4 protein-coding genes are annotated in these 15,292 nt (G+C 70.0%); 2 read left to right on the forward strand and 2 right to left on the reverse strand.

What is annotated here, in order from left to right:
- On the reverse strand, positions 1–1,828 hold a 1,828-nt coding region (locus ADBZ5U_RS08120; protein WP_526264221.1), incomplete at its 3' end, for an acyl-CoA dehydrogenase C-terminal domain-containing protein.
- A 132-nt stretch (positions 1,829–1,960) separates the two neighbouring features.
- Positions 1,961–12,994, reverse strand: coding sequence for a type I polyketide synthase (locus ADBZ5U_RS08125; protein ID WP_526264223.1), 11,034 nt, complete (start codon positions 12,992–12,994; stop codon positions 1,961–1,963).
- A 313-nt stretch (positions 12,995–13,307) separates the two neighbouring features.
- Here ADBZ5U_RS08125 and ADBZ5U_RS08130 point away from each other — a divergent pair, with 313 nt between their 5' ends.
- Together ADBZ5U_RS08130 and ADBZ5U_RS08135 are read left to right on the forward strand one after the other, a co-directional pair.
- Positions 13,308–14,729: a condensation domain-containing protein gene (locus tag ADBZ5U_RS08130; protein ID WP_526264225.1), complete on the forward strand. Its 1,422-nt coding sequence runs from the start codon at positions 13,308–13,310 to the stop codon at positions 14,727–14,729.
- A gap of 24 nt (positions 14,730–14,753) precedes the next feature.
- Positions 14,754–15,292, forward strand: a 539-nt coding sequence (locus tag ADBZ5U_RS08135; protein WP_526264227.1) for an MMPL family transporter, incomplete at its 3' end; no start/stop codon positions are given.

Consider the following 15,292-nt stretch of genomic DNA (forward strand, 5'->3'; position numbering starts at 1 on the left):
CTGCCTCGTCGAGGTCCATGACCTCGTTGTCCAGCGCCTCGACCACCTGGCGGGTGCCGGTGATCAGGGGCAGGAAGTTCTTCGCGAAGAACGACGCGGCCGCGATCTTGCCCTCGTAGAAGGACCGGTCGGCGCCCGATGCGCCCGCGTCGAGTGCGGCCATGGCCACCGCGGACTGGCGCAGTAGCAACCAACCCATGATCAGGTCGCCCACGCTCATCAGGAAGCGGACCGAACCCAGGCCCACCTTGTAGATGCTCTTCGGGTCCTCCTGAGCGGCCATCAGGTAGCCGGTCAGCGTGGCGGCCATGCCCTGGACGTCCTCAAGTGCCTTGGCCAGCAGAGCCCGTTCGGTCTTCAGCCGGCCGTTGCCGGACTCGTTGCGGACGAACTCCTCGATCTGTCCGGCCACATGGGCCAGCGCCACACCCTTGTCGCGGACGATCTTCCGGAAGAAGAAATCCTGCGCCTGGATGGCGGTGGTGCCCTCGTAGAGGGAGTCGATCTTGGCGTCGCGGATGTACTGCTCGATCGGGTAGTCCTGCAGGAAGCCGGAGCCGCCCAGGGTCTGCAGGCTCTCGGTGAGCTTGGCGTAGGCCTGCTCGGAGCCGACGCCCTTGACGATCGGCAGCATCAGATCGTTGACCTTGAACGCCAGGTCGGCGTCGACCCCGTGGAGCGCCTTGGCGACCTCGGGGTCCTGATAGGTGGCGGTGAACAGGTACACCGCCCGCAGGCCCTCGGCGTAGGACTTCTGGGTCATCAGGCTGCGCCGGACGTCGGGGTGGTGGGTGATGGTCACGCGCGGCGCGGTCTTGTCCGTCATCTGGGTCAGGTCGGCGCCCTGGACACGCTGCTTGGCGTACTCCAGCGCGTTGAGGTAGCCGGTGGACAGCGTCGCGATCGCCTTGGTGCCCACCATCATTCGGGCCTGCTCGATGACGTCGAACATCTGCGCGATGCCCTCGTGAACCTCACCGACCAGCCAGCCCTTGGCTGGAACGCCGTGCTGGCCGAAGGTGAGCTCACAGGTCGCGGAGACCTTCAGCCCCATTTTGTGCTCGACGTTGGTGACGAAGGCGCCGTTGCGCTCGCCGGGTTCGCCGGTCTCCGGGTCGAAGAGGAACTTCGGCACGAAGAACAGCGACAGGCCCTTGGTGCCGGGACCGGCCCCCTCGGGGCGGGCCAGCACCAGGTGGAAGATGTTCTCGAACAGGTCGTCGGAGTCGGCGGAGGTGATGAACCGCTTCACGCCGTCGAGGTGCCAGGACCCGTCCTCCTGTTTCACCGCCTTGGTGCGGCCCGCACCCACGTCCGAGCCGGCGTCGGGCTCGGTCAGCACCATGGTCGAACCCCAGTCGCGCTCGGTGGCCAGGACGGCCCACTTCTTCTGCTCATCGGTGCCCAGGTGGTAGAGGATCTGCGCGAAGCCCGCGCCGCCGGCATACATCCAGACCGCCGGGTTGGCGCCGAGGACGTGCTCGTGCAGCGCCCACATCAGCGCCCTGGGCGCCGCCATGCCGCCGAGTTCCTCGACCAGGCCCACTTTGTCCCAGCCGCCGTCGATGAACGTGCGCACGGAGGCCTTGAAGGACTCCGGCAGGGTGACGGTGTGCGTGGCCGGATGGAACACCGGCGGGTTGCGGTCGCCTTCCACGAAGGATGCGGCGATCGGTCCCTCACACAACCGGGCCATCTCGGCGAGCATCTCGGTCGCGGTCTCGGTGTCGAGGTCGCTGAACCTGCCCTGGCCCATGGCCCGGTCGAGACCGAACACCTCGAACAGGTTGAACACCTGGTCGCGGACGTTGCTCTTGTAGTGGCCCACTGTTCCTCCTTGGTGAGAATGCCACTTCCGCGGTTGGGTTCTCATACACAAGTTACCCACCGGTAGCATGTCCCAAGTTATACATTTCGTGACCTAATTGCAAGCCGCTGTGATCAACAGCACCTGCGTCGATCAGTCGTGGCGGACGGCCGTTTCCGCTGGCCCGGAGGCGGATTCGGCGTGGGCCGCCGGCGGATCCGAATCCGGTAGCTGCGAGACCAGGTGGGCGGCCAGCTCGCCGATCGTCGGGTAGTCGAACACCGCGGTCGGGCTGATGTCGAACCTGCCGCCGAACTGGCCGAACAACCGGTTGCGGAGCTCGACGGCCATCAGCGAATCGGTGCCGAGATCCAGGAACCGGCTGGACGCGGCGGGGGGCTGCGCCAGCCGCAGGAAGCCCTGCACCTCCCGCTGGAGGAACTCGGTGATGAACGCGGCCCGCTGGGCGACGGGTGTCTCCTCGAGCTGGCGGAGCAACTCGCTGTCCCCGGCCGCCGCCGCGTCGTCGCGGGGCAGCACCTGATCGAGCAGCGGCGGGCGGATGCCGCCCAGCATCTTCGCGGTGCGCTGCCAGTTGGCCTTCAGGACGGTGGCCTGGGCGGTGCCGTGCCGGATCACCTCGCCGAGCGCGGCCAGCGCCGCGGACGGCTCCAGCGGCATCATGCCCTGCGCGCTGAGGTTGGCCAGCGCCGCCTGCGAACTGGCCATGCCGCCGCGGCCCCAGGGCCCGAAGTCGGCGGCCGTCGCCGCCAGGCCGTGCGCCCGCCGATGGGCGACCAGGCCGTCGAGCAGGGCGTTGGCGGTCGCGTAGTTGGTCTGCGACGGCGAGCCGAGCACCGCCGATGCCGAGGAGAACAGGATGAAGAACTCCAGGTCGTCGTCCTCGGTCAACCGATGCAGGTGGTGGGCGCCGAGCGCCTTGGGCCGCAGGGTGGTTCGGAACCGGTCGAGGTCCTGCTGGCCCAGCAGCGCGTCGTCGAGGACACCGGCCAGATGGGCCACCCCGGCCAGCGGCGGCAACTCCGCCCGGATCCGACCCAGCAGCGCGGCGACCTGCGACTCCTCGCCGACGTCGGCGGTGAAGACGTGGATCCGGCAGTGGAAGCGGTCCGTGATCGCGGCGATCGCCCGTTCGGTGTCGGCATCCGGGCCGCGGCGGCCGGTCAGCACGATGTCGCCGGCACCGAGTTGGGCCAGATATTCGACGGTGTGCAGGCCCAGCGCGCCCAGGCCGCCGGTCACCAGATAGCTCCGATCGGGCCGCGGGGCAAGGGGTTTGGGCATCTGCACGACGATCTTGCCGATGTGCCGGGCCTGTTGCATACGCCGGAACGCGGCCCGGGCCTCGGTGATCGGATAGATCTCGGCGGGCACCGCCGTCCACTCGCCCCTGGCCAATCCCTCTGACAGTTCGCCCATCAGTCGCCGGATGTGACCGGGATCGGTCATCATCGTCACGTCCAGTGCGACGATTTCGTAGTCGATGTCCGGGCGCACCGCCGCCATCTGCTCGGCGGTCCAGATATCGCGCTTGGCGATCTCGGCGAACCGGCCGCCCTCGGCGGTGGCCCGCACCGTCGCCTCGATGAAACCCTCGTTGGTCAGGCTGTTGAGCACCACGTCCACCCCCTCGCCGTTGGTATCGGCGAGGATCTGATCGGCGAAATCGGTTGTGCGCGAATCGTAGACGTGCTCGACGCCCATCCTGCGCAGCGTCGCACGCTTGTGGGCGCTGGCGGTGGCGAACACGGTGGCACCGTGCTGGCGGGCCAGTTGGATCGCCGCCATGCCCACCCCGCCACTGGCGGCGTGGATCAGCACCCGGTCGCCGGGCTTGAGATCGGCCCAGTCGAACGCCAGGCGGGCGGTCAGGGCGGCGGCCGGCAGTGTCGCCGCACCCACCGGGTTGACGCCGGCGGGCACCGTCGCCAGCAACGGCGCCGGCACGTTGAGCCGACTGGCGAACGCGCCCTGCATGGAGCCGAAGACCCGCTGGCCGATCTCGAATCCGTTTACCTCCGAACCTATTTCGGTAACGATGCCGCACAGGTCGCCGCCGATCGGACCGGGATCGCCCGGGTAGAGACCCAGCACGTTGAGGATGTCGCGGAAGTTCAGGCCGGCGGCCTCGATCCGGACCTGTACCTCGTTCGGGGCGGGCGGAGTCACGACCTTCTCGGTCAGCCGCAGATTGTCGATCGCACCGCGTTCGGTCGGGGCCAGGACGTAGTCGTCGCTGCGCGGCATCGGGAGGTGACCGGTGCGCGCCCAGTGCAGCATCCGGGGCACCAGGAACTTACCTTGGCGCACAGCCAGTTCCGGCTCGGTGACCGGTGAACCGAGCGCTTCGGTCAGCCACCCGGTGAACTCCTCGGCGGCGGACTCCTGATCCACCAGCCGGCAGCGCAGGGTCGGCTGCTCGGCGATGACGGTGCGCCCGAACCCCCAGAGCGCGGCCTGCACCGGGTCGACCGGTTCGCCGGGTTCGGTCGCCACCGCACCCTCGGTGATGATCCACAGCCCGCCCGGCAGGCTCGACTTCTGTTCGGCCAGCGCAGTCTGCGCCGCCCCGAGCAGGCTCTCGATCTGGCCTTCCAGGCGTGCGTTCAGTTCGGCTGTAGGGCCGTCGGCATCGGGTCGGCCTCCCGAACCCCTGCCGCGCCAGACGATCCCGGCGATCGGCTCGCCGCGCCCGGCGGCGGCGGCGAACGCGTCCTGCCAGGCCTGCGCGCCGTCTTCGGGATGGGGATCGACCACGACGGCGCCCGGAACCCTGGCGGCCAGCGCGTCGAACCCGGCGATCAGCCAGGCGCCCTCGGTGCGGGTGTCGGCCGCGGGCGGCGCGGCCGCCTCGTGCCAGCCCACCGTGTACAGCAACCGGCTGGTGTCGCCGCCCAGGCCCCGCAACAGGGCCTCCCGCGGGGCGCGCTTGACGGTGAACTCGGAGATCCCGCCGAGACGATGACCGTCCCGGTCGATGAAGTCGATGTCGAAGACCTGCGTCTCGCCCTCGACGCTGGAGGAATGCCAGCGGGCCCGGCAGTAGAACCGGCGCGGCATATTCTCGCGCAACTCCACCTGCCCGTAGCGCAACGGCAGGAACAGATCGGCCACGCCGTGCTCGACGGCGACCAACGCAGGGAAGGCCGGGAACGCCACCCCGGTGCACAGGTCCAGCAGCACCGGGTGGATCGGTTCGCTGCCCAGATGCTCGGCCAGTTCATCGCCGACGGAGACATCGCCGATCGCCTCGCCCGCCTCCTCCCCCGAGCCGACCCACAACGACTTCAGCGACGTCGACCAGGTCGGGCCCCAGGCCAGTTCCATGTCGTTGAACGTCTCGAACAGTTGCTGCGGGCTGGTGCGGTTCAACCGTTCGAGCGCCTCGTCGACGGCCTCGATCGCGGTCACCGACTCCGGCGTCGTCGTCTCCGGATCGGCAGCGTCGTCGGCGCCGGCCAGCAGGGTGCCGTCGGAGTTCAGCGACCACTCGGCGTCGCTGACGCCGTAGGGCCGGCTGTGCACCTGGAACTTCCAGCCGCTCTCCAGCGGGTGCATGGTCAGTTGGACCTCGCGGGAGGCCCTCTCCGGCAGGATGATCGGCTCGTAGAAGAACACTTCCTTCACCCGCGCCGGGGCGCCTGCGGCGGCCAGTGCCATCGCCGCGTAGGTGGCGCCGGGAACGACCACCGTTCCGTAGATGACGTGATGGGCCAGCCAGGGCTGGGTCTTCACCGACAGCACGTTGCTGTAGACGGTGTCGCCGGAGGCCAGGTCCTTCTCGCTGCCCAGGATCCCGGACAGTCGGATGCCGTCGCCCCGGCCGGTGATCCCGGCGGTCTTGGGCCAGTACCGGCGGCGCTGGAAGGGATAGGTGGGCAGTTCCAGCGTGGTGCCGGGATGCATGGCGGCGAAGTCCGGGCGGTGGCCCAGGATGTAGGCCGACGCCCGTGCCTCGCTGATCTGCCGCTGGGCGTTGGCGCCCTTGCGCAGTGACACGATAGTGGACGGCACGGCGGCCGTCTCCGGCCAGATCTGCAACGCGGCAGCGGTCAGGATGGGCTGCGGACCGATCTCCATCATCACCGAACAACCTAGTGCCGCAACGGTCTTCACGCTTTCGGTGAACTGCACCGGCTGACGGGAATGCCGCCGCCAGTACTGGGCGTTGATCGGCGTCTCCGCGGTCAGCACCGCTCCGGTGCGGTTGCAGACCAGCGGCCGCGTCGGCACGGCGTAGGTGAATTGCGTTGCGAAGGATTCGAATTCGTCCAGCACAGGATCGAGCAACTCGGAGTGGAAGGCGTGCGAGGTCTCCAGCCAGGTGCAGCGGGTGCCGTCCTGGCTGCAGGCCTCGACGATCTCCTCGAGGTCCTCGGCGGGGCCGGACAGCACCGTGTTGCGGCCGTTGTAGGCGCCGACGGAGACCCGCGGGAACTTCTCGGCCGCCCGTTCCACATAGTCCGGGTCGGCGAAGACCGCCACCATCCGGCCGCCCGCCGGCAGGCTGCCGAACAACCGGCCGCGTTCGGCGATCAACCGGGCGCCGTCCTCGAGGCTGAACACCCCCGCCACGCAGGCGGCGGCGTACTGGCCGACGCTGTGTCCGAGCACCACGTCCGGTTCGACACCCCAGGACTGCCACAGCCGGGCCAGTCCCATTTCCACGGCGAAGATCGCCGGCTGGGCGAATGAGGTGTGCCGCAGGGTTTCCGCGGTCTCCCGGTCGCTGGCGAGCAGCACCTCCAGCAGCGGCCGGGGCAGGATCGGGTCCACCGCTTCGGCGCACCGGCGGACCGTCTCGGCGAACACCGGTTCGGTGTCGAACAACTCCCGCGCCATGCCCGGGTACTGACAGCCCTGTCCGGGGAAGAACCACGCCGTGGTGGGCGGGTCGGTGCACTCGCCGCGCACCACCCCCGGGCGCAGGCGGTTCGCCGCCAGATCGTCGAGCAGCAGTTTGGCCTCGTGGACCGAATTGGCCACCAGCGCGGCCCGGTGCTCGAAGTGGGACCGACCCGCCCCCGCGGTGAAGGCCACGTCGGCGATCGAGGCGTCTGGGTGGGCGTCCAGCCAGCTCGAGTAGCGCTGCGCCAGGGCGACCAGTCCCTGCGCCGACCGCGCCGACAGCGGCACCACGCTCCACGGTTCCCGGGCGGCCTCCGGCGCCGGCCTGTCCCCGCCCGCGTCCGCCTCGGCGTCGTCGGCGGCCGAGGGCTGCGGAGCCTCTTCGATCAGCACATGGGCGTTGGTTCCGGTGAAGCCGAACGAACTCACCCCGGCCCGCCGCGGACGGCCCTCGGGCTTCCACGGCGTCGCCTCGGCCACCACCTGCACCGGCAGCGACTCCCACGGGATGTGCGGGTTGGGGTTGTGGAAGTGCAGGGTCTTGGGAAGCAGGTCGTGCTGCAGCGACAGCACGACCTTGATCAGGCCGGCGACCCCGGCCGCGGACTCCAGGTGGCCGATGTTGGTCTTCGCGGTCCCCATCAGCAGCGGGTGGTTCGGGTCGCGGCCGGCGCCGTAGACCGCCGCGGCGGCCTGCACCTCGATCGGATCGCCCAGCGGCGTTCCGGTGCCGTGCGCTTCGAGATAGTCCACGTCCGCGCCGCTCAGGCCGGCGCGGGTCAGCGCCGCGGCGATAAGGCGTTGCTGGGCACCGCCGTTGGGCACCGTCAGCCCGCTGGAGGCGCCGTCCTGGTTGACGGCGGTGGCGCGGATGACCGCGCAGATGTTGTCGCCGTCGCGTTGGGCGTCGGACAGCCGCTTGAGCACCAGCACCCCGCAGCCCTCGCCGCGGACGTAGCCGTCGGCGGCGGCATCGAAGGTCTTGCAGTGGCCGTCGGGGGCGAGCATCCGGGCCCGCGACGCGGCGACCGCCGACGCCGGGCTCAACAGCACGTTGACCCCGCCGGCCAGCGCCATGTCGCAGTCCCCGGAGCGCAGCGCCTGAGTGGCCTGATGTACGGCCACCAGCGACGAACTGCACGCGGTGTCCATCGCCACCGCCGGCCCTTCCAGGCCGAGGGTGAACGCGACCCGGCCGGCGATGGCGTTGAGGGCGTTGCCGGTGATGAAGTGGCCCTCGAGGTTCTCCACCGAGCCGCCGGAGAGCAGGTGCGCGTACTCGTTGGCACCGACGCCGACGAAGACGCCGGTTCGGCTGCCGCGCATGGACGCCGGGGCGTACCCCGCCCTTTCCAAGCCCTCCCAGGCGATTTCGAGCATCAGCCGCTGCTGCGGGTCGATCCAGACAGCCTCGCGCGGGGAGATGCCGAAGAACTCCGGGTCGAAACCGTCGACACTGTCGAGATACCCGCCGCTGCGGGTGTAGATCTTGCCGGGGGTCTGCTGGTCGGGGTCGTAGAACTCCTCGACGTCGAAGCGGTCCTCGGGGATCTCCCGGATCGCGTCCACCCCGTCCGCCAGCACCTTCCAGTAGGCGTCGGGGTCGGGCGAACCCGGGAAGCGGCAGGCGACGGCGATGACGGCGATCGGCTCGTCGGTCCCGGCCGGAGCCGAGACAGGTTGCGCCGCTGTGCGATCCGCGGCGCCGCGGGTGGTCTGGTTGAGGCTCAGCACGTCGGTGAGCAGATACTCCGCGACGTCGGACAACCGCGGGTAGTCCATGGCCAGCGTCGCGGGCAACTCCTCACCGACCGCCTGCTCGAGGCGCCGGCGCAGTTCGACGGCCATCAGGGAGTCCATGCCCAGGTCGAAGAACCCGGCCTCTTCGCGGATCTCGGAGGCGTCGATCCGGGTCACCTCGGCGACGATGTTGCGCAGGTGCTCCAGGACGAGCTTCTTGCGCTGCTGCACCGGGGCGGTGGTGAGCTGGTCGACCAGTGCGGTGCGTCCGGGGGAATCGGCGGCAACCGGCAACGCCTCGGGGATCTCCCGGGCCATCTCGGACAGCAGTGCCCGCCGGCCGGCCTGCAGGTAGACCGGGAGGAACCGGGCCCAGTCGATCCTGGCCACCACCGCCTGCGCCGGCCCGGCGACGACGACGTCGGTCATCCCGGCGAGGGCCTCGGCCGGTGAGAGGGCCTGGACGCCGCGCCGTTGCAGTTGCGCGCGGGCGTCCCCGTCGGCCATTCCGGCCGTGCCGGCCGACAGCGGGCCGAAATTGATGCCGACCGCCGGGATGCCCTGCTCCCGCAGGCGCCAGGTCAGTCCGTCCAGGAAGGCGTTGGCCGCGCTGTAGGCGCTCTGGCCATAGCTGCCCCACACCGAGGAGATCGACGAGGCGGAGACGAAGAAGTCTAGCTGCAGATCCGCCAGTGCCTCGCTGAGATACCAAGCGCCCCAGACTTTTCCGGCGAACACCCGGTCCAGTTCGGCGCCGTCGAGCGAACTCAGCGGCGTGGTGCTGTTCTCCCCGGCGGCGTGCACGATGCCGGCCAGGTCCGGCAGGTCGGCCCGGATCGCGGCCAACAGGCGGGCGACGTCATGCGGGTCGGCGACGTCGGCGGTGACCGCCCGGATATCGCAGCCGTGCTGTTCGCGCAGCGCCTCGATCCGGCGTCGGGCGTCCTCCCCGGGTTCGCGGCGGCTGGTCAGCACCAGGTGGCCGGCGCCTCGGCCGGCCAGGTACCCGGCGACCTCCAGTCCCAGCGAGCCCAGGCCGCCGGTCACCAGATACGTTGCATCCGAACGCAATTCCAGCTCGGTGGGGTTCGGCTGGCCGGAGCGGCGGACCAGGCGGGGAACCTGGATCGCGTGTTCGCGCAGCGCGATCTGATCCTCGCCGGGCGCCGCGGTGACGATGTGGTTGATCAGCCGCGACCACTCGTCGGTGCGCCCGCCGGACAGATCGGCCAGCCCGCCCCAGGTCTGCGGGTACTCCAGGGCCGCGGCGCGGCAGAAGCCCCACAGGCTGCTCTGCTGGGGCGACACCACATCGGCGTCGGTCACCCGCTGGGCGGATTGGGTCACCACCCAGATCGGGGCGCGCAGGTCGGCCCGGGCGGCGGCCCGGAAGAGTCGCTGGGTGCCGCCCAGCACGCGGTGCTGCATCCGCAGCAGCGACCGCATCGACGGGGTGCGGTCGGAGTCCAGCGCGCCGATGTGCAGGATGCGCAGCGTCGGTTCGTCGGCCACGGCGGCGCGGAGTTCGCCGACCAGACGCTCCTCGTCGGCGTCGGACACCGGCAGGCCCAGCACCCGGTGCCGGTGGCCGCGGGTGGTGAGCGCGTCGGTCAGCGGCCCCATCGCCTCGGCGTCGTCCCCGACGATCAGCCAGGCGGTTCCCTCGCCCACCGGGGCGGGGGCGGCGGGCTTGGCCTTCTCCCAGGCGATCTCGTAGCGGATGTCGGCGATGGATTGCGCGCTGCGCTGCCGATTGTGTTGGACGGCAAGCTTGGCCAGCACCTCGGTGGTGGCCTGGCTGCCGTCGCCGAGCAGGGCGGCGAGTTCGGAGAGGCGGCCGTCCTCCAAAAGCCGGACCGCATCGGTGCGGGCGGAGGTCTCCGCGACGGGTGCACGCTGCGCGGTACCCCGGTTCTCGGCGAACCAGTAATCGCGGTGCTCGAACGGGTAGGTCGGCAGTTCCAGCTTGCGGGCCGGCCGCGGCACCAGGGCGTCGAAGTCGGGCAGATGCCCGGCGACGTAGGCACCCGCCAGGGCTTCGGTGATCTGCCGGTGGTCGGCGCTGTTGCGACGCAACGACGGGATGGCCCGGGGCGCGGTGGCCGGGTCCGGCCAGGCTCGCAGGGCCGCGGCGGTGAGCACCGGTTGCGGGCCGGCCTCGAGCAGCAGGGTGCAGCCCAGTTCGGCCAGGGTCGCGACGCTCTTGGCGAATTCGACGGGCTGACGTGCGTGCCGGCGCCAGTAGTTGCCGTCGAGTCTGGCCGAGCGTCCGAGTGCGGCCCCGGTCCGGTTGCACACCAGGACCCGCTGCGGCGGGCCGAAGTCGAATCCGTTTGCGTACGACTCGAATTCGTCCAGCGCCGGATCCAGCAGCGCGGAGTGGAAGGCGTGGCTGGTGTCCAGCCAGTCGCAGCGGACGCCGTCGGCCGCCAGTCGGGCGACCGCCGGTTCCAGGTCCGAGCCCGGCCCGGACAGCACGGTGTTGGCGCCGTTGTAGGCCGCCACCGACAGCGTCGGGAACTCGTCGGTGAGGCGTTCGACCCGATCAGGGTCGGCGAAGACCGCGCACATCCGACCGCCCGCCGCCAGGTCGCCGAACAGCCGGCCGCGTTCGGCCATCAGGCGGGCACCGTCCTCCAGGCCGAACACCCCCGCCACGCAGGCCGCCGAAAACTGTCCGACGCTGTGGCCGAGGACCACGTCCGGTTCGAAGCCCCAGGACTGCCAGAGCCGGGCCAGCCCCATCTCGACGGCGAAGATCGCCGGTTGGGTGTAGCGGGTCTGCTGCAGCGTCGCGGCACCCTCGGGGTCGAGAATGACGTCCAGCAGAGGCTTGTCGAGCATGCCCTCGACCGCCTCGGCGCACCGCCTCATGGTCTCGGCGAACACCGGTTCGGTCTCGAACAACTCCCGGGCCATCCCGGCGTACTGGCTGCCCTGCCCGGGGAACAGCCACGCGGTCTTCGGCGGGGCGGCGCCCTCGCCGCGCACCAGACCGGGTGCCGGCCGGTCGTCGGCCAGGGCGCCGAGGACCTCGCGCGCGGTCTCCACGGAGTTCACCACGCACCCGGCCCGGTACTCGAAGTGGGCCCGGCCGGCGCCGGCGGTGAGGCACAGGTCGGCCAGGGTGGCCTCCGGATGCGCGCCGAGCCAGGTGCGGTAGTTCTCGGCGGTCTGCACCAGCGCCGCGGGGGTGCGGGCCGACAGCGGGAGCAGCATGAACCGCCGGTCGTCGGCCGGTACGGCCGGTGCGGCGGCCGGGGCCGGTTGCGGGGCCTCCTCGATGATCACGTGGGCGTTGGTGCCGGTGAATCCGAACGAACTCACCCCGGCGATGCGGGGCCGGTCGGTGCGTTCCCAGGAGAGGGTCTCGTCGACCACCCGCACCGGGATCCGGTCCCACGGGATGTGCGGGGACGGGGTGCGGAAGTTCAGGTGCCTGGGCAGTTCCCGATGCTCCAGGGCGAGCACGACCTTGAGCACCCCGGCGACGCCGGCGGCCGCCTCGAGATGGCCGATGTTGGTCTTGGCCGATCCGATCAGCAGCGGCCGGTCCGGGTTCCGCCCGGCGCCGAGCGCGGCGGCGGCGGCGCGGACCTCGATGGGGTCGCCCAGCGACGTCCCGGTCCCGTGCGCCTCAAGGTAGTCGATGTCGGCCGGCGTCAGTCCGGCCCGGTCCAGCGCCTCGGTGATGACCCGCTGCTGGGCGACGCCGTTGGGTACGGTCAGGCCTCCCGAGGCGCCGTCCTGGTTGATCGCGCTGCCGCGGATCACCGCCCGGATCCGGTCGCCGTCGCGGATCGCGTCCTCGAGGCGCTTGACGGCGAGGACCCCGCAGCCCTCGCCGCGCACATACCCGTCGGCCGCCGCGTCGAAGGTCTTGCACCTGCCGTCCGCAGACAGCATCCGGGACTGCGAGAAGGTGATCATGGTGGCCGGGCTGAGCAGGACGTTCGCCCCGCCGGCCAGGGCCAGGTCGCATTCGCCCAACTGCAGCGCCTGACAGGCCTGATGGATGGCCACCAGCGACGAACTGCATGCCGTGTCGACGGTGACCGCGGGGCCCTGCAGACCCAACCGGTAGCTGATCCGGCCGGCGCCGGCCGCGCCGGCGGTGCCGATCGCCAGATAGGCCTCGACCTCGGGATAGGTCAAAACGTCCGAGGCCATGCCCAGGTAGTCATGGGTGGACAGCCCGACGAACACCCCGGTCCTGGTGTTTGCCAGGGCCGTCGGCGCGGTTCCGGAATGCTCGACGGCCTGCCACGCGGTCTCCAGCAGCAGTCGGTGCTGGGGGTCCATCCAGCCGGCCTCGCGGGCCGATACGCCGAAGAACGGGGCGTCGAAGCCGGTGACGTCATCGACGAACCCGGCCCGCCGGGTGACGATCTTCCCCGGCGCGGCCGGGTCGGTGGTGAAGAACTCGTCGGCGTCCCACCGGTCGCCGGGCACCTCGGAGATCGCGTCGCGGCCGGAGCGCAGCAACTCCCAGTACTGGTCGGCGTCGGCGGCACCGGGAAGGCGGGCCGCATATCCGATGATCGCGAACCGCGGTGATTGCTGTTCGGCACTAGCCATTGAGGATGTACCCCGCCTCCCGGCCGGTCGAGTTTCGATGGAGATGGCGTAAGCCACCGAACGGCGTCGCGAACGGCCACGGCCCGGCCACGGCCGGCTCAACTCCCGCCGGCCAGTATTGCATGTGCGTTGCTGGGGGTGTGCGGCCGTCCCGCCGCGGGCCGAACCCTCGGTTGGCGGCTCGGCGGGGAGGTCCGTCGACGGGCTCCGGTCGGGTTCGGCGATGACCGTCAGAGCCTCGTGCGGCTATCTTGGAGGCTCCTAAGTGGACGCGGCCGTCGGGCCGTGGCAGGCCAGAGTCGGGGAGTGAATTTTGCGGATCGGGAAGATCACGGTCGGCACGGTCGACGATTGGGCGCCTGCGCCGGGGGTGCTGATCTCCTGGCACCCGACAGAGGCGTCGATGGAAAAGGCCCGACAAGCCCCGGTGAGCCCGGTGCCGGTCAGTTTCATGCAGGGACAGCATCTGCGCGGGATTTACCACCAGGACGCCGCAGGGCTGGATTATTCGCGGCAGATCATCGCCACCTGTGAAGTCCCGGGCCGGTGCGACGTCTCGGCGATGACCCACGCCATCAATGCATACCTGCGCCGCCATGACACCTACCGGAGTTGGTTCGAGTACGACGGTGACGGAGAAATCGTCAGGCGTTCCCTGGCCGATCCTGACGACATCGAGTTCGCGCCGGTCAATCACGGCGAGATGTGTGTCGAAGCGGCGCGCAAACACATGGTGGACATTCCGACTCCGTTCGAATGGGGCTGTTTCTCCTTCGGAATCGTCCAGAGCGAGGATCATTTCGATTTCTATGCGGCCATCGACCATGTGCACGGAGACGCCGCCCTGATCGGTATCACCATGCTCGAAGCCCACGGGATGTACACCTCGTTGTCTGCCAGCGGACAGCCCATGCCGTTGCCGGAGGCCGGCAGTTTCGATGATTTCTGTCTGCGGGAGCGCGAGGCGACGTCGAATCTGACCGTCGATTCCCCGGAGGTTCGCGCCTGGATCGAGTTCGCCGAGAGCAATCACGGCACGCTGCCGGAATTCCCGCTGCCGCTGGGTAATCCGCTGGAGCCGACGGCCGCCGAGATGGTCGGCGAGATGATCATGGACGGCGAACAGACCGCACGTTTCGAAGCGGCCTGCGCGGCGGCGGGTGTGCGGTTCGTCGGCGGGTTGTTCGCCTGCAGCGCCAAGGTGGAGCACGAACTGACCGGCGCCGCGACGTACTACGGTCTGACGCCGCGGGACACCCGGCGCACATCGGACAACTTCACCACCCAGGGCTGGTTCACCGGGCTTGTTCCGGTCACCGTCCCGATCGCCGCGACGTCGTTCGGCGAGGCGGCCTGGTCGGCGCAGGAGTCTTTCGATTCGGGGCAGAAACTGGCGAGAGTCCCCTACGACCGGGTGCTGGAACTGGCGCCGTGGCTGGAGAAACCACGCCCGAATTTCCCGGTCGCGAACTTCCTGCATGGCGGCGCCGCTCCCCTCAACGCGATCGTCGCCGCCACCGAACTGGGGTACTCGAACAACATCGGGATCTACTCGGACGGGCGTTTCTCCTACCAGTTGACGATTTACGTCTTCCTGTACGACGCCGGCACCGCGATGACGGTGCTGGGCCCGGACAACCCGATCGCCCGGAAGTCGATCGCCCGGTACATCTCGGCGATGAAATCGGTCTGTCAGCAGGTCGCCGACGGCGGGAATTGGGGACGTGTTGGCTAGCGCCACCCCCCGGGTGCACGCGACATGCGGCGGCTAGCCGGCTTCGTGGTGCGCTGGCCCTGGGCGGTCATCGCGGTCTGGATCGCGATGGCGGTTGCACTGCCGCTGTACCTGCCGAACCTCAACGACATGGCCCAGAAGCATCCGCTGGCGATGCTGCCCGGCAACGCGCCGTCCAATGTCGCCGCCCGGCAGATGACCGAGGCTTTCCAGGAGGCCGGCACCGACAACCTCCTGCTCGTTGTACTGACCGACGAACGCGAACTCGATTCCGCTGACGAGGCCACCTACCGGAGACTGGTCGAAGCGCTCGGCCGGGATCAGCGCGACGTCGTGATGGTGCAGGACTTCGTCGCGACTCCGTCGTTGCGTGAGTTCATGACCAGTGAGGACGGCAAGGCCTGGGTAGTGCCGGTGGGCCTGACGGGTGCACTGGGAACACCCGAGTCGTACGCGGCCTTCAACCGGGTATCCGAGATCGTCCGGGAGACCACGGCGGCAGGCCAGCTGGACGTGCACCTGGCCGGGCCGGCGGCCACCGTCGCCGATCTCACCGTCGCCGG

The sequence above is a fragment of the Mycobacterium sp. genome, from assembly GCF_040398885.1.
Classification (GTDB): Bacteria; Actinomycetota; Actinomycetes; order Mycobacteriales; family Mycobacteriaceae; genus Mycobacterium.

What these genes read in the sequence shown, in the direction of transcription:
- ADBZ5U_RS08125 (WP_526264223.1), bottom strand. Translation starts at nt 12,994, where the DNA reads ATGGCTAGTGCCGAACAGCAATCACCGCGGTTCGCGATCATCGGATAT.